Genomic DNA, 22753 nt, shown 5'->3' with positions numbered 1-22753 from the left:
TTAATTTTTCTTTTTCAGATGAAGATTGAAACCACGACATAAAAATACCACGTTTTTCTTCATCGTTTTTAATAGATTTTCCGCGTCATCTGTAACAGTTTCATTTTTTAATTGTTCTACTTCATTTTTGTACGTCGTATTAAAGTACCAATAATTTAATAATGTACGCGCATCTTGAGTTAAATTATCAATATCAATTTTTGGAAAAGTATGATTCGTAATGTCTCGGATCATTTCGTCTTTATCTTCAACTAATCGTTCGACTTCTTCAGGTTCGGCTCCTTTTAGTACGATTTGTAAAGACTTCGAATCAAACCGTCTTAAATCGCTGATGTTGAAAATGTTATTTTCACGTAAACTTGTGATGAGTCTACGATTATCATCAATTAAAACGTCGACTGGGACAACTTTAATATCATTTTCCGCACGTCTTTTCTGTATGTTTTGTAGCGCGGTTTTCATAGTGTCTTCACTAATATGCGTTAGAAAATTATCTATATTACGTTTCAGCTGTTCTACTTGAAACGTTTCTGACTGAACATCCATATCTTATTAACTCCTTAGATTTTCGTTTAAAAAGTTACTTTTAATATATAGGAATCAAGTTAAAAATTCTATAATCATTGTTTGTGTTTCGGACGAAAGAATGATTTTGAAAATTTAATCTACTTCAACAGTAAGTTCAGTTTAATTGTGCTAAAATAGGTTTAAAGTAATTCGAAAACCGAAATAAGAGGTGTCACTATGCGAACAGTCTTTAGTTATGCGCTAAAGTATAAATGGCTGATCATCATCGGGCTTTTACTTATGTTTGTAGAGCTTGCGGTGGAGCTAATTCAGCCGTTATTTATCCAGGGGGTAATCGATGACGGGATTGCAGAAAATAATTTAAATACCGTTTGGTTTTATTTAGGTCTGATGTTATTTGCATCGATTATTTCAACTATTGCTGGTATTTTTAACACATATTTATCGAGCTTTGCAACAAATGCATTTGGTAATGATTTACGAAATGCAATTTTTAAACGTGTCCAACGTTTCTCGTTAGAGACGTTATCAAAATTTAACGGTTCGACACTAATTACGAGACTCACTCAAGATGTTTTAATTTCTGAGATGTTATTATTTATGGGAATGCGTATATTACTACGTGCACCGCTTCTCGTTATCGGGTCGTTAGTGATGTCATTTGTCGTAAACGTAAAACTTGGATTTTACTTAACACTATTAACACCAATTTTACTCGTCTTTTTATATATCGTTGCGAAAATGGGAGCGACAATCTTTAGTCGAATTCAAAGACGTCTCGACAAGATTAACCGCTTCTTCCAAGAGAATTTAAGCGGGATGCTTTTAATTAAAGTAAACAACCGTGCAGAATATGAATCGAATCGCTTTAGTGGTATTGCAGGTAAACTGCGCGATGATATGATTTTTGGACTCAGATTAATGGAGTCGATCTTACCGGTTCTTTTACTCATCATGAACGGAAGTTTACTACTCGTCCTTTACGTATCGTCTGATTTATTACAATCGAGTTCAGTACAAGTCGGTGAAGTCGTCGCTGTCATTAACTACGCGTTAAGAATGCAAGGCGGATTTTCCATGTTTAGTTTCTTAATTATTTCAGCAACGCGTGCGAAAGCTTCAGCAGACCGTATTAGTGAAGTATTACATGCAGATATTACGGAAGAAGAGTCTGCTAAGAAGATCGACAACAAAGAAGGTGCTTCTGTAGAGTTTAAAAATGTAACATTCAAATACGTGAACAGCGTTTCAAATATATTAGAGGACGTATCGTTTAAAGTCGATAAAAATGAAACACTCGTCATCATGGGAGCGACTGGTTCTGGTAAAAGTTCACTCGTGAATCTTATTCCGAGACTATATGATCCACAGCACGGAGAAGTGTATGTCGACGGTAAAAATGTAAAAGATTGGAACGTCAATGAACTACGAGAACTCATTGGCTACGTCCCTCAGTCGGCAGTATTATTCACCGGTACAATTTTTGAAAATATGTTGTGGGGAGACGAATTTGCGACGGAGGCTGACGTCTATAATGCGACGAAAAAAGCACAAGTCCACGACAATATTATTCGTTTTGATCATCAATATAGCACACAAGTCGGTCAACGCGGCGTGCAGTTATCTGGTGGACAAAAACAACGTCTATCCATTGCACGCGCACTTCTAAAGCGTCCATCCGTCCTTATATTAGATGACTCAACGAGTGCACTAGATAGAACGACTGAAACTAGTTTATGGGAAGAGATGAGTGATTTAAACGTCACGAGAATTATTATTACGCAAAAAATTTCAACTGCACAAACTGCAGATAAAATACTTCTTCTTGAAAAAGGAAAAGTATCAGCAATTGGCACACACGATTCACTCCTGAAAGAATCAGAGTTATATCAATCGATTGTAGAAAGCCAAAAGACGGGAGGGTCGTTTGATGATTAAATTTATAAGAGAACCTTTCGGTTTAAAACCAATATTAAAAAAAGAAGATATTGGTAATAAAGGAAAACATAATCAGCAACGTGCATCGAATATGTCTGGTACGTTAAAGCGACTCTGGAAGTTTATGAGAGATGAACGTTACAAAGTATTACTCGTTATATTTATCGTTGTCATTACGAGTTTACTCGGTATCATCGGTCCATTTTTAGTCGGTCGAGCGATCGATAATTATCTCGTACCAAAAGAGTTTGATGGGTTTGTAACTCTATTACTCGTATTACTCGGCGTGTATGTCCTTCATAGTATTTCGACGTTAGCACAATCGTTTATTATGGTTGGTGCGAGTCAACGTACAGTATTTAATATGAGATATCGATTATTTAATCATATGCAGTATTTACCGATCGACTTTTACAATAAGCGTCAACAGGGGGAGTTAATGAGTCGTATGACAAACGACATCGAGACAATCTCTCAAACGTTAAACTCCTCATTCATACAGTTTACGACATCTGTAATTACACTTGTTGGTACGATTTCAGTCATGCTGTACTTAAGCCCGTTACTAACAGTACTTACGCTTACGATCATTCCGTTATTATTTGTAATGGTAAAGTATATAACGAACCGTACGCGTCCGTTATATCGAATTCGTCAAAGAAGTACTGGAGAGTTAAATGCTTATATCGAAGAAGTAATTTCTGGTCAAGAAATCGTTAAAGCATTCTCTCAAGAAGATTATGTCATCGACCAATTTGAAAAGAGAACGAGAAACTTACGTGACGTCACATTTTGGGCGAACCTTTATAGTGGTATGATTCCTAAAATTATGAACATGTTAAACAACTTAAGTTTTACTATCGTAGCAGGTATCGGTGGGATACTCGCACTAACGACAGATACTGTAACAGTTGGTATTATCGTCGTATTCGCTGAATATGCGAGACAATTTACGCGTCCACTCGCAGACCTAGCGAACCAGTTTAACCAAGTACTTTCTGCAATCGCAGGGGCAGAGCGTGTATTCCATATTATCGATACTGAACCAGAAAAAGATGATGGTACGATTACAGATAGAGATTTAAACGGTCATATCGAGTTTAAAAACGTCGTATTTAGTTACGACAAAGATCAAAAACGTCCGACAATTAACGATGTATCGTTTGATATCAAGCAGGGTGAATCGATTGCGTTAATCGGTTCGACAGGTGCAGGTAAAACGACGATCGTACAATTGCTGAATCGATTTTACGAAGTCGATAAAGGTGAGATTTTAATCGACGGGGAAAATATCGAAAACTATAAGCGACACGTCTTAAAAGAAAACAGTGCGTTTGTTCTACAAGATCCGTTTATATTTAACGCATCGATTAAAGAAAACGTTCGGTTCGGTAAGTTAGATGCAACTGATGAAGAAATTATCGAAGCATGTAAAAATGCGAACGCTCATGATTTTATTATGGAATTTGAACATGGATACGACACAGTAATCGACGGAGAAAATCATGCATTATCCGTCGGAGAACGTCAACTTATATCAATCGCACGTGCGTTTATTCGTAACCCGAATATATTATTACTCGACGAAGCGACGTCAAGTATCGATACGATTACAGAGTTAAAGATTCAAGAAGCATTAGAAAGCTTAATGAGAGGTCGTACGTCTATAATCATCGCACACCGATTAAATACAGTGCGCGCAGTCGACCGTTTAATCGTATTAGAACATGGTGAAATTATTGAAACCGGAAGTCATAAAGAACTCCTCGACCAAAAAGGTGTATATTATAAAATGGTGAACGGATAGTAATATTCAATGATATACTTTATAATAGTGACATACTAAAAATAAAAGGTGAGTTATAATGGCGACAAAAGATGAAATTGTAGCAGCTGCAAAAGAAGTCGGTAAAATGATTTCGGAAACTGAAGAAGTGAAATTCTTTGAAAAGGCAGAGGCGAAAATTCACGAAAATAAAGAAATCCGTGAAAAGATGGCAAGTTTACGTTCACTGCAACAACAAGCAGTAAACTTCCAAAGTTACGGGAAAACACGTGCATATGAACTTGCACAAGAGAAAATTGACGCACTCGAAAAAGAACTTGACGATATGCCAATCGTTCAGCAATTTATCGATGCGCAAGAAAATGTAAACGACATTTTACAAATGGTGTCACACGCGATTAGTAGTTCAGTGACATATGAAATTATCGAGCGTACAGGTGGAGATCACTTAGAAGGTGAAACTGGCGCTGCGATGAACAACAAAGCAAGTAAAGACGTTGAGTAAGGGAGTGGCTAGAGCCACTCTTTTTTATTGTAAAAAAAATACTTTTAAACGCTTTCATTATATGATAATATACTTTTTAATAGAATAGTTAAAAAGTATTAGAGAACTAATGAATAAAACAATACAATAGGAGGGGTATTATGATAGTTGCTGCTGTAGCTCCGTTTTCAATTTTAATAATTATATCAATAATATATATTATCGGTTATTTAATTCTAAAAGTAATTAATAGGCTCAGATAATCTAAAGAAGGCGTTGAGTAAGGGAGTGGCTAGAGCCACTCTTTTTTTCATGGTATAATTTAAGTCATATTAATGGTTAGGATGAGTGTATATGTCGAACGTTACTCCGATGATGAAACAATATTTATCGATTAAAGAAAACTATCAGGATGCCTTTTTATTTTTTAGACTTGGTGATTTTTATGAGTTGTTTTATGACGATGCTGTTGAAGCGGCTAAGCTGTTAGAAATTACGTTAACTGCGAGAGATAAAACGAGTAAAGTACCGATGGCAGGTGTACCGCATCATTCTGCGACGCGCTACATTGAAAAACTCATTAACTTAGGTCATAAGGTCGCGATTTGTGAGCAGATGGAAGATCCTAAACTTGTAAAAGGTATGGTGAAACGTGAAGTTGTTCGCGTCATTACACCTGGAACGTTAATCGATGATTTTGGTATCGAACAAGATAAAAGTAACTATATTTTATCGCTATATGTAAATAAGGATACGTACGAAGTCGTTTACGGAGATATTTCAACAGGCGATATGTATCAATTTAAAACGAAAGACACAGATACGTTATACACTCAACTATCACGTATAAATGCGAGAGAAATTGTAACGACAAATGACGGAGAAACTGTACTTGAAAACATGTTTACAGATCCACCGTTAATCACTGTCGTAGATCATAGTGAAGAGAATGCTCATACACAGTTACTTTCTTATATAGAAACTCAAAACAAACAAAAACTGACGCACTTAAAAGATATCGTCGAGATCAATGTCGACTTACATTTAAAGTTATCGCAGTCGACGATTAGTAACTTAGAGCTCGTTGAAAATCTTCAAACTAAAAAACAAAAAGGGTCGTTATATTGGTATTTAAATCAAACAGAAACACCGATGGGGAGACGTAAACTGAAGCGTTTAATTGAATCACCACTAATAGACGTTAATGAGATTAAAAACCGTCAAGACGTCGTTCAAGTGTTACTCGATAATTTTATAGAGCGTGAAGATATAAAAGCTGCGTTAAATAACGTCTATGATATCGAAAGATTGACAGGTCGAATGAGTTTTGGAAATATCGATGTCAAAGGATTTGTAGAACTTAGAGATTCTTTAGAAGGCCTACCTGACGTATACCGATTACTTTCATCGATTGGTTTAATTAATAACGTGTTATTTAAAGACTTTGACGTGTTAAGTGACGTCTACGCAATGCTAAAAGTATTAAAGTCTGACGCACCAAAGACGATTCGTGAAGGTAATATTTTTGAATCAGGTGTTAGTGAAAAGCTCGACGAGTTAAGAGATTTACAACATAACTCAAGAGAGTGGTTAGAGAATTATTTAGAAACTGAAAAAGAAAGAACGAACATTAAAAATATGAAAATCGGTTTTAACAAAGTGTTCGGATACTTTTTAGAAATCTCTAAAGGACAAGCAGCGACATTTAACGCTGAAGACTTTGGATATGACCGTAGACAAACGTTAACGAATTCAGAGCGCTATATTACGCCAGAGTTAAAAGAAATGGAAGATAAAATACTAAAAGCAGAAGATGAAAGTGTCATCTTAGAGTATGAAATGTTCGTCGAGTTACGTGACAGTGTGAAATTACACACTGCAAGACTTCAACGTACGAGTGAACAACTGTCTATACTTGACTGCTTAATTAGTTTTGCAGACGTTTCTAATACGCATCAACTCGTCCGACCAACGTTTACGGACGGAGAATTAGAAATTATCGATGGCCGTCACCCAATCGTTGAAAAGATGCTCGGAGAAAGAACGTACGTACCAAATGACGTCGTTATGGACAACGATACGTTTATTTATTTAATTACTGGACCAAATATGAGTGGTAAAAGTACGTATATGCGTCAAGTTGCGATGATTACAATTATGGCGCAAATCGGTATGAACGTACCAGCTTCGTCATGTAAGATACCTATATTTGACGCAATATTTACGAGAATCGGTGCCAGTGACGATCTATCGAGTGGTAAATCGACATTTATGATAGAAATGATGGAAGCAAATGATGCGTTAAAACACGCGACAAAAAATAGTTTAATTATATTTGATGAACTTGGAAGAGGTACGAGTACGTACGACGGTATGGCACTCGCTGAAGCGATGTTAAAGTATATTCATAATCATATCGGTGCGAAAACGCTATTTTCAACGCACTACCATGAACTGACGAATTTAGACGCGTCACTCCATCACTTAATGAACGTGCACGTTAAAGCGTCAGAAAAGAACGGTAAACTTGAGTTCCAACATAAGGTGGAAAAAGGTGCAGTTGAAAAGAGTTACGGTATACAAGTAGCAGAGCTCGCAGACCTTCCAAGAGAAGTGACGATTGAAGCGAGAAAAGTGCTAAAACGTTTAGAAGAAGCGAACTACGATAAGAAAGAAGACGTCACACAACTTGAATTATCGCTAGAAGAAGACACAGATACGTTTAGTGTTGTAGAAGAAAAAATCAAAGCATTAAACGTAAATCATATGTCACCGATAGAAGCGTTGACATTACTGAGTGAACTTCAAGACGAACTAAAGTAAAGAGGGGATTATATGGAGAGAGTCCACGTACTAGATCCAGTTATCCAAAATAAGATTGCGGCTGGTGAAGTAGTCGAACGTCCAAGTTCGATCGTTAAAGAGCTCGTTGAAAACTCTATAGATGCGAATGCGACGTCGATTGAAGTGTTTATAGAAGAAAGCGGACTAAAAATGATACGTGTCGTCGATAACGGCGAAGGTATTGACGACAGAGATAGTCGTTTAATATTTGAGCGTCATGCCACGAGTAAAATCGCTGAAGACTATGACTTATTTGAAATTCGTTCGATGGGATTTCGAGGCGAAGCACTTGCGAGTATTGGAGCGGTGTCTAAAGCGACAGTTGAAAGTTATCGTAAAGATAGACAACCGTTTAAACTCGAGTATAGTGGTGGTCGAGAAGTAAATTACACCGATGGAAAATCACGTGTCGGGACAGTCGTTACGATTGAAGACTTATTTTTTAATACGCCGGCACGTTATAAATATATTAAGAGTTTACAAACTGAAGCGGGTCGTATTATCGATATTATGCAGCGTTTTAGTTTTAACCATCCGCATATTCAGTTTAAATTAGCATTTGACGGTAAAGTCCGTTTTCATACAAAAGGAAATGGAAATTTACAAGAAGTCATTTCTGATGTGTACGGACTAAATGTCGCGAGACATAGTGTAAAAGTAGAAGCGAAAACTCCGGATTATAAATTATCAGGGTTTATCGTTCGACCAGAAATTACGAGAAGTAACAAAAACTATATTAATCTTGCAATCAACTCACGTATTATTAAAGATTTTAGACTCGTACAAAGTGTAGTTGAAGCGTATCATACATTATTACCAAAAAATAAATATCCAGTCGTCATATTAAATATCGACATGGATCCAAAACTCGTAGACGTCAACGTCCATCCAGCGAAAACTGAAGTCCGACTGTCTAAGTTAAAAGAGTTACAGCAATTAATCGAACAGACGATTCGTGAAGAGCTACGTTCTGAACGTCTCATTCCAGAAATTGAAGCGCGTGAGAAAACTGAAAAGCCAGTGATGACACAAAACGTGTTTGATTTTTCATCACGTCCAGTATTTGACAATACGTTTAAAGATTATAAAAGGGAAAACACATTCTCGAATAAAGAAAACAAAACTCAAAATAATTTTGATTTTAATACGGAAAATAAAGATGAAGCGTCATATGTGAATACGCCAATAGAAGAGCATATGAGTCATTCACGTGAGTCGTATGATGATTATAACGATTCAAAATTACCGTATTTAGAAATCGTCGGACAAATTCACGGCACATATATCGTCATGCAAAACGATGAAGGTATGTATTTAATGGACCAACATGCTGCACAAGAGCGTATTAAGTATGAGTATTTCTATGAAAACATTCAAAATAGTGATGAGCGTGTACCTTTACTGTTACCATATCACTTTGAGTTTTCATATGACGACGTCATTCGAATCGATGAAAAACTAAAAGATTTAAAAGCGCTCGGCTTTAATATTGAAAAAACGGGTATTAAACAATATACAGTGACAGAATATCCGTCGTGGATATTAAAAGACGATCCAGAAGGAGATATCGAATCGGTCATTGATTTTATCTCGAATACTGATGAGTTTTCAGTCAATAAATATCGTGAAGAGATGTCGATTATGATGAGCTGTAAACAATCGATTAAAGCGAATCATTATTTAGATTTAACACAAATGCGTGCATTATTAAATGATTTATCAAAGTGTAAGTCACCATATACATGCCCACACGGTAGACCTGTCATCATTAAGTGGACGACGTATGAAATTGAAAAAATGTTTAATCGTATTATGAAGTAAGAGGTGTTTATTAAATGAAACAACAACTCGTCTATACGCGAAATGAAGCGATTGACGTAAAAGTATATGAACCAGAAAACCCAAAAGCTGCGATGTTACTCCTTCACGGAATTTCAGAGCATAGTGGACGTTATGATTATCTTTTAAACTTCTTTAAAGAGCATGACATATATGGTGTCGTATATGACCATAACGGACACGGTTTAAGAGATAATGGGAATCGCGGAGAAATCGGAAGTTTTGAAACGCTCGTTCGAGATGCCAAAGACGTGTACGACTCACTTCCAGAAGATTTACCGAAATTTGTAATCGGTCATTCGATGGGGAGTATCGTTTTAAGATTATTACTCTCAACCATTCAACCAGCGGGTGCAATCATTGTAGGAACAGGTAATCGTACGTCGCCGATGGAGATGATTGAAACAGCATTTGTTAACGGCGTCGCTAAAGTTTTACCAGACGCTAAGAGTTTACTTATTAATCGTCTCGCATTTTCTGGGTTTGATCGTCAAGTGGAAGGAACAGCGAGAAATAGATGGATTAGTAAAAACTATGAAAACGTCGTGAACTACAACAAAGATCCATTATCTGGTCATCCAGTATCGATTAATACGTTTAAAGCTGTGAACAACGCGATTTTTGCAGTAAATAGTGAAGATATTATTGGACACTATAGTAAAGACACACATTTTTTATTAATAAGCGGTAAAGATGATCCATTTAGTCATCACGGTAGAGATGTTGAAGTGTTAGATGCGACTTTAAAAGCGCACGGATTACACACAAAATCTGTATTATACGAAGGATATCGTCATGAAATTTTAAACGAAGATATTAAAAATGACGTCTACCGTATGATTTTAGAGTGGATGGACAAGGTAATCGATGGAGAATAAACAAAAAATAATCTGTCTCGTCGGGCCGACTGCTGTTGGTAAAACAGATATGTCTATTAAAATCGCAAAACGATTTAATTTAAACGTCATTAGTGGCGACTCGATGCAAGTGTACAAAGGGATGGATATCGGAACTGGTAAAATCTCTCGTGAAGAGATGGACGGTGTTCGCCATGAAATGATCGATATTTTATCACCAGAAGAAGAATTTTCTGTAAAAGAATTTCAAACGAGAGTCAGAGAGTTAATGGAACGTGAATATAAAAACGATAATATTCCATTTATCGTTGGTGGTACTGCGTTTTACATCCATGCGCTTATTAACGATTTTCAGTTTGACGATGAAGATCATAAAGAGAAAGAAGCACGTGTACAGTATTACGAAACGTTTTCTAGTGAAACATTGTATGAGAAAATAAAAGCATTAAATGAAGACGTTCATATTAACAATCGTAAACGTATGATACGTATACTCGTAAAACATGATTTAGGTGCGAAAACGTCACATGATATTGAAGAAAAATACGACGCGTTAATTATCGGGTTATATGACGATAGAGATGTATTATACGAACGTATTAATGAGCGAGTCTTAACGATGATGAATGAAGGACTCGAAGAAGAAGTGAGTAACCTCTTTGAAACGTATGACTTATCTAAAACAGCACTTGGAGCAATTGGATATCATGAATTCATCGATTATTTTAATGGTAAAAAATCGTTTGATAAAGTAGTTGAAGATATCCAACAAGATTCACGACGATACGCGAAGCGTCAGTTGACATATTTAAGAAATAAATTGAATGTGGAATGGTATAAAGTTGGTACTGATGAAACGGAGATATTTGAAAGAATAGAGGCGTTTATAAAAAAAGTCTCATTGATCATAAATCAATGAGACTTTTACTATACACTTTCTTCTAAGTATGGTTCGATTATATTATATAGACTTTCGTAATTCACATCGTGATTGAGTCGCTTAACGATTTCACCTGTTCTAGAAACGACGAACATCGTAAAGTTTCGTTTTACGTCGTTTTTAAACATTTTAAATTTACCTTCAGTTAAGTAACTAAAAATCGGATGTTTCGTATCACCTTTTACATCCACTTTTTCCATTAATGGTAAATCGATGGACAACGCTTGATGTAACGCATGGTCGAGTTCAGTAGATCGAAGTGTTTCTTTTTCATCGAGTTGATCTGTTGGAAATAGAAGAACTTCTAATTTTTGATCTTTTAAGTTGCTGTAGAGTTTCTCTAGCATCGTTAAATCATTAAAACGGTCGATATTACTCGCCATCGTAACAATTAGTACAACATAATCTTTATAATCGGACATTTTTATTAAGTTTTTATGGATATCTCTTGTTTTTAAATCGTAAAACTCACGTACCATTTAATTATCACCCTTATCTATTCGCCTTACTTATATTCACTTAAAACACTGACGTTAAACACAAAACAGATAATATTTTTAAATTTGGAGGTGACAGAAGTTGGCACAACAATTTTCAGGCATCATTATCGCCGTCAACACAAAAGGTACTGAAGACATTGAAAGTGAAGTATCTGAATTAAAGGTTTTAGCTGAATCTATCGGCATTGACATATTAAATACGCACATTCAAAATCGCCAAGAAGTCGACACGCGTTACTATGTCGGAAGTGGCTTTTTAGAAGAAGTTAAAGCGATGTATGACACGCTCGATTACGTCATCGTAAACGATGAAATTAAAGCATCACAAAATAGAAATATTGAAAGTATACTCGATACGTCTGTTCTCGATCGAACGCAAGTCATTTTAGACATATTTAGTTTACGTGCAAATACGAAAGCCGGACAGCTACAAGTCGAGCTCGCTCAGCTTGAGTATTTACTCCCGAGACTTCGCGGACAAGGTATTAACTTATCTCGTCTTGGTGGGGGAATCGGGACGAGAGGTCCTGGGGAAACGAAATTAGAAACCGACCGACGACATATTAATAGACGTATTAAAGAGATTAAAAAAGAACTAAAGACGATTGAAAATACGAGACAAAATTACCGCGATCAAAGAAATCGTAGTAATGTCACTAAATTTAGTTTGATAGGATATACGAACGCCGGGAAGTCAGCGATGTTTAATGCACTTACTGAAGCGGACACAAAAGAAATTAACCAATTATTCGCAACACTCGATCCGAAGACGAGAAAGTTAGAATTTCAAAATGGTTTTAATGCGATTTTGACAGATACGGTTGGGTTTATTCAAAAATTACCGACGACGCTCGTTGAAAGTTTTAAATCTACGCTAGAAGAAGCACGTGACAGTGACTTTTTAATTCACGTCATCGATAACAACTCAAAATATATCGACGCCCATTTTAATACGGTGATCGCTCTATTAAAAGAGCTCGATATGTCACACATTCCGGTCATTGTACTATTCAATAAAAGTGACTTAAATCCGAATTTAAATTATGTGACAGAGGAAATGTATTTTATCGTCAATAAATTTATCCCAAAACGTACGCTGTTAAACTGTTTAGAAGACGGGATAAAAATGCATTATGAAGCGTATAATAGAAATATTGAACCGAGTAAAATCAACGAATTATATGATTTAAAACAAAGAACGTACGTGACGAAAGAAGCGTTTGACGAGGAGTTAGAAGTATACAAAATTGAAGGATACACAAAAGATATAAGTATCGTTCAAGAGATTTTAAAGGAGAAACAATGACACACGCATTAGAGATTATTAAGCAATCAGAAATAGAAATAGAACCACTTGTAAAACAGAATAAACAAATTGCATACGACAACTTTAAAAAAGTGATGCAATCATTTAACGATCACTCCGTTATGGAAAGTGACTTTACTGGAACGACAGGTTACGGGTATGACGACACGGGTCGTGACAAATTAGAAGATATTTATAGAGATATTTTTAAAGCAGAAGATGCGCTCGTACGCGCACAAATTATTTCAGGAACACATGCGATTTCTCTCAGCCTTTTATCGTTATTAGAACGTGGTGACGAGTTATTATACATTACGGGTTGGCCGTACGACACGTTAGAGAAAGTGATCGGAGATAGTGAGGAAGACGTCGGAAGTATGAAAGCACTCGGCATTGATTTTAATTACGTCGATTTAATTGACGATAAAGCGTTCGATATCGATGCGATTTTAAACAATATTAAAGACAACACTAAAGTAATCGGTATTCAGCGTTCACGTGGATACTCGACGAGAAAATCGTTAACGATTGAACAAATTGAAGCGGTTATAAAAACGATTAAAGAACGTCATCCAAATATTATCGTATTTGTCGATAACTGCTATGGTGAATTTGTAGAACGTAGAGAACCGATTGAAGTCGGAGCGGATATCGCTGCTGGAAGTTTAATAAAAAACCCAGGTGGAGGACTTGCTAAAATGGGTGGATACGTTGTAGGTCGTAAAGATTTAATTGAACGTGTCAGTTATAGATTAACAGTCCCTGGTATCGGTAAAGAAATGGGTGCGTCACTAGAAGTACTACTCGATATGTATCAAGGATTATTTATGGCACCGCACGCTGTCATTGAAAGTTTAAATGGGGCGCTACTTACGAGTCACGTGTTAACGAAATTAGGGTATCGTACAGATCCATTATTTGATGAAACACGTACTGACTTAATACAAAGCATTCAGTTTAACACTGAAGAAGAAATGATTTCATTTATACAAATGGTACAAAGCGCGAGCCCTGTAAACTCTAAGTTTTTACCGATTCCAGATTTAATACCAGGATATCAGCACCCAGTAATTATGGCAGCAGGTACATTTATACAAGGTGCATCATTAGAATTATCTGCAGATGGACCAGTGAGAGAACCGTATATCGCATTTATGCAAGGTGGCTTAGTATACGAGCACGTCAAATACGCACTCGAGAAAGTCCTGACGCACTGGAGCGAGAAAGGGATTATATAGAAACGCTTATGGGTATAGCGAATTGTGAAGGGAGAATGGTACTTATGTTAGTTAAATTATTAGAACCTCTAAACATACCGGATGAAATGGTAGAAAAACTCGCAGAACCGATTAAAGAGAAAGGTCATGAGTTTGTGTACTACAACGAGAAAACGACAGATAAAGACGAATTAATCGAACGTAGTAAAGATGCTGACGTTATTATGATTGCGAACAATCCATATCCAAAAGAAGCAATCGAACAAAATGAGAACTTAAAGTACATCAACGTCGCATTTACAGGTGTCGATCACGTGGAACTAGAAGACGCAAATACGACAGAAAAAGTTCTTTTAAGTAATGCTGCAGGTTACGCTAATACAGCTGTTGCTGAACTCGCGCTCGGTTTAACGTTAGACGTATTTAGAAAAATCACTGAAGGAGACATTGATACGAGAAAAGCTGAAGAATTCCCCGGTGCATTCCAAGGTCGAGAAATTAAAGGAAAAACAGTTGGTTTTATCGGAACAGGTAAAATCGGTTTAGAAACTGCAAAGCTATTTAAAGCGTTTGGCGCGAACTTAATCGCTTATAACGGCTCGAGTGAAAAACCTGAAGCGCTAGAACTCGGTATGGAGTATATGGATTTAGATGACATGTTAAAACAGTCAGATATCATTACTTTACACGTACCAGCAACGAAAGATACTCATCATTTACTCGGTAAAGAAGAGTTTGAAAAAATGAAAGAAAGTGCCATTTTAATTAACTGTGCACGTGGACCAGTCGTTGATAACGACGCTTTAGCAGATGCGTTAAATAACGAAGTGATCGCTGGAGCAGGGATCGATGTATATGATATGGAACCTCCAATTCCAGGAGACTACAAACTATTAAATGCTAAAAATACAGTATTAACACCGCACGTTGGATTCTTAACAGATGAAGCGATGGAGTTAAGAGCAAAGATTGCGTTTGAAAACACGATTAAGTTTTTAGAAGGAAATCCTCAAAACTTAATGAACTAAATGATTTAATTAGGGGCATGATATATGGATATTCGTTCAACGTTTATAAAGTTAGATGAAAAATTTTCTCGTTTTGGTGGTTTAGAACCACGTGGGATTACACGATTATTATATACAGATGAGTGGAAGGCTGCCGTCAATGCCCTCATTAAAGAGTTTGATAATCACGGATTAGAAGTCGTTCAAGACTCTATCGGTAATGTTTCAGGTAAACTCGTTGGAGTAAACAGCGATGAGACGATCTTAACGGGATCTCATATCGACACTGTCGTTGAAGGTGGTCATCTCGATGGGCAATACGGAATTCTCGCAGGACTTACAGCGATTCTTTACTTAAAAGAAAAGTACGGACAACCTAAGAAAAATATTGAAGTACTCGCACTCGCTGAAGAAGAAGGTAGCCGTTTCCCAATTGCATTTTGGGGCAGTAAAAACTTCTTTAACATCCAAGATAACGAAATTGTAAAAGGACTCACAGACTCTGATGGCGTTAATTTTGTCGACGCTATGAGACAATCAGATTTTGACTTTAGAACAGATGACAAAGTACGAAACGACATTAAAGCGTGGATAGAAATTCATATTGAGCAAGGTCAAGTGCTAGAAAAAGAACAAAAACAAATCGGTGTCGTTACAGGTATTGTTGGTTTTAAACGATATTATATAAAGTTAAAAGGTGAAGCAAACCATGCTGGAACAACACCGATGGTTTATAGAAAAGATGTAGTTGTTTCATTTAGCGAAATCGTACAAAGACTAGATCAGAAAGCTAAAGAGATTGGAGATCCACTTGTCATTACATTTGGTAAAGTAAACCTCGTTCCAAACGTCACGAACGTTGTACCAGGTGAAATTGAATTTAGTGTAGACACGCGTCATATAGATGAAGTCGAATTAAATCACTTTAGTAAAATTGTCGAAGATACGATTCAAGAAGTTGCTACAAAAAATGGATTAGAAGCGACGATTACACTTCATTTAGATGAACAACCGACATTGATGAATGAAAAAATTATAAAAACAATCGAAGATTCTGCAAAAGAAGTAACCTCAGGGAACTATAAACTTATGGTTTCAGGCGCAGGTCATGACACACAAATATTTTCACAGTTTGTACCATCAGGTATGTTGTTCGTACCATCTATCGGTGGATTATCTCATAACGTCGAAGAAGACACAGATATCGAAGATTTAGTTAAAGGGATTGAAGTTTTAGCAGGAGCGTTGTATAAATTAGCGTATTAAAAATATATGAAATCACTAAAATTACTTATTTATTCATAAAGAAAGTTTTGATAAAATAAAAATGCTGTATAAATTAAATCTTACGTCAAATGTGAGTGACCATATGGCATCAATTAAATATTTAATCAGGAGTGGTATGAATGAGTCAAAAAGTAGTTTTAGCATTAGGTGGTAACGCAATTTTACAACCAAAACAAGAACCAACTTACGAGAACCAGTACGAAAACGTGTATAGCGCAGCGACGAGTATGGTTGACCTCATCAAAGCAGGACACGAAATTATCGTTACTCATGGTAACGGACCTCAAGTTGGTCTTATTATTGCTCAAAATGAAGCGGCTAAAGCTGACATTAAACCGATGCCAGTATTTGTAAGTAGTGCGGAATCACAAGGTATGATTGGATTCATGCTTGAGCAAGCGCTAAAAAACAAGCTGAAAGAAGCAAATATCGACAAAAACGTCGTATCATTACTCACGATGACTGAAGTTGACAAAGACGACGCAGCGTTCCAAAATCCGACAAAACCAATCGGCGTATTCTTCACTGAAGAAGAAGCAAAACGTATGGAAGAAGAACTCGGATACGATATGAAAGAAGACGCAGGGCGTGGATATCGACGCGTCGTACCGTCTCCAGAACCAAAACTTATTCACGGTGTCGAAGAAATTAAAACACTATCTGAAGAATCGATCGTTATCTCTTCAGGCGGTGGTGGTATTCCGGTTTGGCGTGACGAAGACGGTGTCATTCACGGAGTGGACGCTGTAATCGATAAGGACCGTTCAGCACTTAAACTCGCACTACAAAGTGATGCAGACAAGTTAATGATTTTAACAGATGTACCAAACGCTCTTATTAACTATGGTACAGAAAACGAAACAAAATTAGAACGCGTCACTGTCGAAGAAATGGAACGATATATAGAAGAAGGTCACTTCGCATCAGGCTCAATGCTTCCTAAAGTAGAGGCAGCAATTGGTTTCGCAAAATCTGGAGAAGGAAAAGAATCGATTATTTGTTCATTATCTGATGCAGTTAAAGCATTAGCAGGTGAAGCGGGTACTCATATTACGTTATAATATAATTACACAGCCAATTATTGGCTGTGTTTTTCTAGTTTAAGGAGGATACCATTGAGTGGAAAATTATATGATTTAAAAGAGCAGTGGATGCTAATTATTTCATTGATGCTCGTTGCATCGATTTTACGTGCACCAATTACAGCTGTTGGTCCTGTAGTCGATCAAATTAAAGCATCACTAAATATTTCGAATACAGTCGCTGGACTTCTCACGACGATACCACTCTTAATATTTGGTATCGCGTCACCAATTATACCGAAACTCGTAAGAAAATATTCTATTAACCTGATCATATTTTATTCTTTAATTTTTATATTATGTGGTCTCGTCATTCGAAACTTATCGAGTGTCGAGTGGTTTATATTAGGAACAATTATTATCGGATTAGGGATAGCAGTTGGAAACGTGACGATTCCGAGTTATGTGAAGCTAAAATTCCCGCTTCATATTGGTCTTGTCACTGGTTTATACGGTGCTGTGATGAATGGTATGGCGGGTGTTGGTGGTGGTTTATCTGTTCCACTATCAGAGGTGAGTCGATATGACTATAAATTATCATTATCGATTTGGCTTATTTTAGCGCTCTTTGCGATTATTTTTTGGATGAAACAATTAAAAGCACCGACTTATCATCATAAAGGTGTCGATGAAAATACACCTTCACTCACTGTGAAAGACATAAAAAAATCGAGAATAGCGTGGGGTCTCGCACTTAGCTTCGGATTACAATCTATGATTTTTTATAGCGTAGTCGCATGGGTTCCGACAATTTTAGTTGCACAAGGATTGACATTTAAAACTGCAGGATACTACTTTATGCTCGCACAGTTTATTCAAGTGCCGATTGCGTTTATTTTCCCTCAATTTGTTGAAAGTGTAAAAAACAAACGAATACCAGTCATCATTATCTTTATATGTTTCATTACAGGGTTTAGTTTAATGTTCGTTCAACAAAACATCGTATTACTCATTGCGATGTTACTTATTGGTAGTAGTGCTGGTTCGGCTTTTTCAACATGTATGGTCCTATTTTCTTTAAAGGCGAATACATATGACGGGAGCATGATGTTATCTGGATTCTCTCAGTCGGTCGGTTACATTATCGCAGCGACCGGTCCACTCTTAATGGGTATAATTCAAGATCACATTCAAAACGAAATCGTTAATATTTATATTTTCATTCTGTTAAGTATAATGGTATTTATAACGTTAATGATTGCTACTGAAGATAAAACAATCGAAGAAACGATTTTTACAAAGAGGTAGAAACTATGTATAACTACACATATTTAGATAACAGTGAAATATTTTATGAAGCACATGAGTCATTAAATTATGATTTTAAAGAGAAACTATTTAACGTACCGTTAGGTCGTAAATTCGACTTTAAAAATGCATCGGATATATTTAAAAATCAAAAGTCACCATTTTCTCAAAGTTATTTTGGTCATCAGTTTGGGAATCCAGTGATTTTAGGTGATGGCAGACAAATAATAATAGGGGAAACATTATTAGACCATTCACCTGTAGACATAGCTGTAAAGGGTAGTGGACCGACGAGATATTCTCGTGGTGGTGACGGATTACTGCCGATCGATGCTGCAATTAAAGAATATATTTACTCAGAGTTTTTATATAACATTCATATACCGACGACGAGAAGTTTAGCGTTATTAGAAACGACAGAAATTGCTGAAAGAGAAGTCGATAAAACGGCAGCGTTACTCATCCGAGTTGCGAATTCTCATTTACGTGTTGGTACGATTCAATTTGGCAATATAGCTGGAGAACCGTATTTAAAACAAATCGTCGATTACTCAATTAATAGACATTATCCGTATTTAAAAGATATTGATGATAACCAAAAATACAAAATGTTTTTTGAAATGGTCGTAAGAAAACAAGCAGAACTCGTCGCTCATTGGCAAAGTGTAGGATTTGTTCACGGGGTTATGAATACTGATAACGTAACGATTGACGGCACCACAATAGACTTTGGACCGTGTGCATTTTTAGAAACGTATCATCAAGACGCAGTATTTAGCCAAATTGATGAAGGCGGCAGATATCGTTATCAAAACCAACCGAAAATTATGCACTGGAACTTAAGCAAACTCGGAGAGGCAATGATTTCATTATTTAGTGACGATGAAAAAGAAGCGGTTGAAATTGCACAATCGGTACTCGATCAGTTCCCTAAATTTTATAACCGCAAATGGTTTACGTTAATGGGTGAAAAAATCGGTATAGAAGATATTGACTATAACGATGAAAACGACCGAAAAATGATTATTGAATTTTTAAAGGAAATCGAACACAGACAACTCGACTATACAAATACGTTTAGACAACTCGCTTTAGGAACACTTGAATTTACACCAAATTATCGTGACCACGTCGTAGATTATGACTTAATGAAACAAAAAAATCCATCGTTTGTGCCGAGACATCATACTGTACAACAAGCGATAGAAGATGCAATAAATGGGGATTACAACAAAGTGCATGAAATGCTAAAGGCAAGTACAAAACCATATAATGACAACGTTCCAGAGTACTTAAAAGAGTCGAGAGGAAACGACTTTTATACGACATGTGGAACGTGAGAGGATATAGAACATAAACAAACACTCCTAAACTGGTCGTCCAATTTAGGAGTGTTATTTTATTCTTCACTATTTGTATTGTCGTAATACGGTGAGCGTTGAACTTTCTTTCTCACCCATAGTACAAAGTAGCCGATTGCGATGATTATTCCTAAATATCCATATAATGGATAGAATATGTTAATTAATGTAACGAAACCGATACGTGTTAAGAAGAATGATACGATCATTAATACGACTAGTAAAATGACGTATTGTTTACTTCTAAAACGTGTGAATCGAACGAGGACCGCATACATTAATGCAACGACTGTGTTGTAGATAAGTACGATAATGACGATCGAGTATATAGAACCAAAAGTTGGGTGTACAGCGTTTGCGACAACTAATGCTGGTACGTCTTTAGTTACTGCACTATCCATGTTCAGTAATAAGCTTCCGTTTACTAATAGAAGTAAAATTAAAACAAAGAAGCCACCGAGTAACGAACCTCTTTTTACTACTTCATATAATCTCGTGTCAGAACCCATAATCGTAATAAAACTAAATCCAACGCCGAACATTAATCCGGCATATACGATCGCATCAATCCACCAGTTGTTCCAAGGTGGTACTGTTGAGTCCGCATAAGTTGCACCTTCAGAAAGTGTCATATCTGCTGTTGAAAATGCGTAAATCGACATAATTGTTACCATAATTAAAAGAATCGGTGTCGCAATACCGAGTAAGTTAATGATTTTATCGAAATCTAACATTAACGTAATTGAGACGAGTACAATTAATACAATTGTACCGACCCATGTCGGCATACCAAAGCTTTCATTTAAGTTACTACCGCCACCAGCTAGCATAATAAAGCTCGTGACGAACATAAAGAATATGAGCAAATAGTCAAGTATACGTCCAAACACGTTACCGAATAATTTATTGAGTGGTAATTCGTGTGATTCAACGTCATATAAGTATCCGACTTTCGCTATTTGTCTAAAAATAAACGTCATAATTAAAACAGAAAAAATAATAGATATGAAACTCGCCATTCCATTATTTGTAAAAAACTGCATAATTTCTTGGCCAGTTGCAAATCCGGCACCGATTACGATACCACAATACGCAAAGGCAAACTTTAAAAGTTCCTTTATATTCAAAAAACCATCTCCTATACATGACAATTATATAATACGGATGAAATATGTAAAGTTTACAATGACTCTTATAGGGCTGTATTGATTATGAGGTGGTTTGTTTACACAAAAAAACCTATCCAAAACTTTGGATAGGTAATGATAACTATTCTCCACTATTTGTATTGTCGTAGTACGGAGAACGTTGTATTTTTTTTCTAACCCATAATACGAAGAATCCGAATCCGATAATGATACCGAGATAACCATATAATGGATAGAATATATTAATGAGTTCAACGAATCCGATGCGAGTAAATAAGAACGCAACGACCATTAAAACACTGAGTAGTACGACATACTTTTTACTTTTAGCTTCAGTGAATCTAACGAGTACTGCATACATGAGTGCCACTACCGTATTGTAAATAAGTACGATAATTACAATAGAGTAGATAGAACCAAATAGAGGATGCACTGCGTTTGCTACGACGAGTGCTGGAATATCTCTAGTTACAGCAATATCCATATTTAATAATAATCCACCATTTAATAGAAGCATTAAAATTAGAACGAATAGTCCACCGAGTAATGAACCTCTTTTAACAACTTCGTAAAGTCTCGTATCTGATCCCATAATCGTAATAAAACTATATCCAACGCCGTACATCAGTCCAGCGTAGACTGTTGCATCAATCCACCAAACATTCCAAGGTGGTACTGTAGAATCCGCATATTTCGCACCTTCTATTAATGAAAGGTCTGCATTGATAAATGCGAAAATTGTCATAAAGATAACCATAATTAAAAGAATTGGTGTTGCGATACCGAGTAAGTTTATGATTTTATCAAAATCTAACATCAGTGTAATAGACACTAATATAATCATAACGATCGATCCAACCCATACTGGCATACCGAAACTTTCGTTTAAGTTACTACCACCACCAGCAATCATGACAAAACATGTTACATACATAAAGAATATAAGTGCGTAATCTAAAAATTTTCCAAAATATTTACCGAATAATTTTATGAGTGGTAACTCATGTGACTCAACGTCATATAAATAACCAACTTTTGCTGATTGTCTAAATGCAAAAGTAACCATTAAAACAGCGAGCGTAATTGCTGCGAAACTCATTATTCCGTTATTAGTAAAGAACTGCATGATTTCTTGACCAGTCGCAAATCCAGCACCGATGACGATACCACAATATGCGAACGCGAATTTTAAGAGTTCTTTAATATTCAATGTATCATCTCCCTTTTATACATACATTTTTCGATTATACAGAACGTAGATTATATGTAAAGTAGGATATTACACTATACGTTAAATAAAACAACCATAATTTACATAGTGTAATTTTTCTCTGAAATTAGAAAAATGATAGCGCATTAATGTCAAATAAAAAGATAAACA

18 protein-coding genes are annotated in these 22753 nt (G+C 36.2%); 14 read left to right on the top strand and 4 right to left on the bottom strand.

Features of this window, described 5'->3' with window-relative positions:
• Nucleotides 1-546, bottom strand: coding sequence for a hypothetical protein (locus TJ68_RS05240; protein ID WP_040929110.1), 546 nt, complete (start codon nucleotides 544-546; stop codon nucleotides 1-3).
• 198 nt (nucleotides 547-744) lie between these two features.
• On the opposite strand from TJ68_RS05240, the gene TJ68_RS05235 reads away from it, so the two are divergent.
• The 7 genes from TJ68_RS05235 to miaA all read left to right on the top strand — a co-directional run bounded on the left by TJ68_RS05235 (nucleotide 745) and on the right by miaA (nucleotide 11195).
• Nucleotides 745-2466, top strand: a complete 1722-nt coding sequence (locus TJ68_RS05235) for an ABC transporter ATP-binding protein (protein ID WP_040929109.1) — start codon at nucleotides 745-747, stop codon at nucleotides 2464-2466.
• Complete coding sequence (locus TJ68_RS05230) at nucleotides 2459-4273, top strand: ABC transporter ATP-binding protein (protein ID WP_040929108.1); 1815 nt, start codon at nucleotides 2459-2461, stop codon at nucleotides 4271-4273. Before TJ68_RS05235 ends, TJ68_RS05230 begins: the two co-directional genes overlap by 8 nt.
• 58 nt (nucleotides 4274-4331) lie before the next feature.
• Nucleotides 4332-4757 carry a YlbF/YmcA family competence regulator gene (locus TJ68_RS05225; protein ID WP_040929107.1) on the top strand — a complete coding sequence of 142 codons (426 nt, stop codon included), beginning with the start codon at nucleotides 4332-4334 and terminating at the stop codon, nucleotides 4755-4757.
• 333 nt (nucleotides 4758-5090) lie between these two features.
• On the top strand, nucleotides 5091-7559 hold the full coding sequence (gene mutS / locus TJ68_RS05220; RefSeq protein WP_040929106.1) for a DNA mismatch repair protein MutS: 2469 nt from the start codon (nucleotides 5091-5093) through the stop codon (nucleotides 7557-7559).
• 12 nt (nucleotides 7560-7571) lie between these two features.
• Nucleotides 7572-9401: a DNA mismatch repair endonuclease MutL gene (gene mutL, locus TJ68_RS05215; RefSeq protein WP_040929105.1), complete on the top strand. Its 1830-nt coding sequence runs from the start codon at nucleotides 7572-7574 to the stop codon at nucleotides 9399-9401.
• A 14-nt stretch (nucleotides 9402-9415) separates the two neighbouring features.
• A complete protein-coding gene (locus tag TJ68_RS05210; protein WP_040929104.1) occupies nucleotides 9416-10297 on the top strand; it encodes an alpha/beta fold hydrolase in 882 nt (293 codons plus the stop codon).
• A complete protein-coding gene (gene miaA, locus TJ68_RS05205; RefSeq protein WP_040929103.1) occupies nucleotides 10287-11195 on the top strand; it encodes a tRNA (adenosine(37)-N6)-dimethylallyltransferase MiaA in 909 nt (302 codons plus the stop codon). The genes TJ68_RS05210 and miaA overlap by 11 nt, the downstream gene beginning before the upstream one ends.
• 8 nt (nucleotides 11196-11203) lie before the next feature.
• Here the strand turns inward: miaA and TJ68_RS05200 are convergent, their stop codons facing one another.
• Complete coding sequence (locus TJ68_RS05200) at nucleotides 11204-11695, bottom strand: thioredoxin domain-containing protein (protein ID WP_052327329.1); 492 nt, start codon at nucleotides 11693-11695, stop codon at nucleotides 11204-11206.
• Nucleotides 11696-11795: 100 nt separating this feature from the next.
• Here TJ68_RS05200 and hflX point away from each other — a divergent pair, with 100 nt between their 5' ends.
• The 7 genes from hflX (at nucleotide 11796) to TJ68_RS05165 (ending at nucleotide 20203) form a co-directional block, all read left to right on the top strand.
• Nucleotides 11796-13022, top strand: a complete 1227-nt coding sequence (gene hflX, locus TJ68_RS05195; protein ID WP_040929102.1) for a GTPase HflX — start codon at nucleotides 11796-11798, stop codon at nucleotides 13020-13022.
• Nucleotides 13019-14260, top strand: coding sequence for a methionine gamma-lyase family protein (locus tag TJ68_RS05190; protein WP_040929101.1), 1242 nt, complete (start codon nucleotides 13019-13021; stop codon nucleotides 14258-14260). The genes hflX and TJ68_RS05190 overlap by 4 nt, the downstream gene beginning before the upstream one ends.
• 44 nt (nucleotides 14261-14304) lie before the next feature.
• Entirely contained in the window at nucleotides 14305-15267 is a 963-nt protein-coding gene (locus TJ68_RS05185) for a 2-hydroxyacid dehydrogenase (protein WP_040929100.1), read from the top strand.
• A gap of 24 nt (nucleotides 15268-15291) precedes the next feature.
• Nucleotides 15292-16512, top strand: coding sequence for an allantoate deiminase (allC, locus tag TJ68_RS05180; protein ID WP_040929099.1), 1221 nt, complete (start codon nucleotides 15292-15294; stop codon nucleotides 16510-16512).
• A gap of 140 nt (nucleotides 16513-16652) precedes the next feature.
• Nucleotides 16653-17594, top strand: coding sequence for a carbamate kinase (gene arcC / locus TJ68_RS05175; protein WP_040929098.1), 942 nt, complete (start codon nucleotides 16653-16655; stop codon nucleotides 17592-17594).
• A gap of 54 nt (nucleotides 17595-17648) precedes the next feature.
• On the top strand, nucleotides 17649-18863 hold the full coding sequence (locus tag TJ68_RS05170) for a CynX/NimT family MFS transporter (RefSeq protein WP_052327328.1): 1215 nt from the start codon (nucleotides 17649-17651) through the stop codon (nucleotides 18861-18863).
• Nucleotides 18864-18868: 5 nt separating this feature from the next.
• Nucleotides 18869-20203, top strand: coding sequence for a protein adenylyltransferase SelO family protein (locus TJ68_RS05165; protein ID WP_052327327.1), 1335 nt, complete (start codon nucleotides 18869-18871; stop codon nucleotides 20201-20203).
• A gap of 59 nt (nucleotides 20204-20262) precedes the next feature.
• Here the strand turns inward: TJ68_RS05165 and TJ68_RS05160 are convergent, their stop codons facing one another.
• Nucleotides 20263-21351 (bottom strand): YkvI family membrane protein, encoded by a 1089-nt coding sequence (locus TJ68_RS05160; RefSeq protein ID WP_040929097.1) that lies wholly within the window; start codon nucleotides 21349-21351, stop codon nucleotides 20263-20265.
• A gap of 142 nt (nucleotides 21352-21493) precedes the next feature.
• Complete coding sequence (locus TJ68_RS05155) at nucleotides 21494-22582, bottom strand: YkvI family membrane protein (RefSeq protein ID WP_040929096.1); 1089 nt, start codon at nucleotides 22580-22582, stop codon at nucleotides 21494-21496.
• Between the last annotated feature and the right edge of the window lie 171 nt (nucleotides 22583-22753).

Source organism: Nosocomiicoccus massiliensis, from assembly GCF_000438455.1.
GTDB classification, from domain to species: Bacteria; Bacillota; Bacilli; order Staphylococcales; family Salinicoccaceae; genus Nosocomiicoccus; species Nosocomiicoccus massiliensis.
Note: the sequence above shows the minus strand (reverse complement) of the source record. Positions and strands in the feature narration are given on the sequence as shown.

Bases quoted from the DNA above. Each gene is read 5' to 3' on its own strand.
- TJ68_RS05240 (WP_040929110.1), bottom strand. From the start codon at position 546: ATGGATGTTCAGTCAGAAACGTTTCAAGTAGAACAGCTGAAACGTAAT.
- miaA (WP_040929103.1), top strand. From the start codon at position 10,287: ATGGAGAATAAACAAAAAATAATCTGTCTCGTCGGGCCGACTGCTGTT.
- TJ68_RS05210 (WP_040929104.1), top strand. From the start codon at position 9,416: ATGAAACAACAACTCGTCTATACGCGAAATGAAGCGATTGACGTAAAA.
- arcC (WP_040929098.1), top strand. From the start codon at position 16,653: ATGAGTCAAAAAGTAGTTTTAGCATTAGGTGGTAACGCAATTTTACAA.
- mutS (WP_040929106.1), top strand. From the start codon at position 5,091: ATGTCGAACGTTACTCCGATGATGAAACAATATTTATCGATTAAAGAA.
- TJ68_RS05190 (WP_040929101.1), top strand. From the start codon at position 13,019: ATGACACACGCATTAGAGATTATTAAGCAATCAGAAATAGAAATAGAA.
- TJ68_RS05165 (WP_052327327.1), top strand. From the start codon at position 18,869: ATGTATAACTACACATATTTAGATAACAGTGAAATATTTTATGAAGCA.
- TJ68_RS05235 (WP_040929109.1), top strand. From the start codon at position 745: ATGCGAACAGTCTTTAGTTATGCGCTAAAGTATAAATGGCTGATCATC.
- TJ68_RS05200 (WP_052327329.1), bottom strand. From the start codon at position 11,695: ATGGTACGTGAGTTTTACGATTTAAAAACAAGAGATATCCATAAAAAC.
- TJ68_RS05225 (WP_040929107.1), top strand. From the start codon at position 4,332: ATGGCGACAAAAGATGAAATTGTAGCAGCTGCAAAAGAAGTCGGTAAA.
- TJ68_RS05230 (WP_040929108.1), top strand. From the start codon at position 2,459: ATGATTAAATTTATAAGAGAACCTTTCGGTTTAAAACCAATATTAAAA.
- mutL (WP_040929105.1), top strand. From the start codon at position 7,572: ATGGAGAGAGTCCACGTACTAGATCCAGTTATCCAAAATAAGATTGCG.
- allC (WP_040929099.1), top strand. From the start codon at position 15,292: ATGGATATTCGTTCAACGTTTATAAAGTTAGATGAAAAATTTTCTCGT.
- TJ68_RS05185 (WP_040929100.1), top strand. From the start codon at position 14,305: ATGTTAGTTAAATTATTAGAACCTCTAAACATACCGGATGAAATGGTA.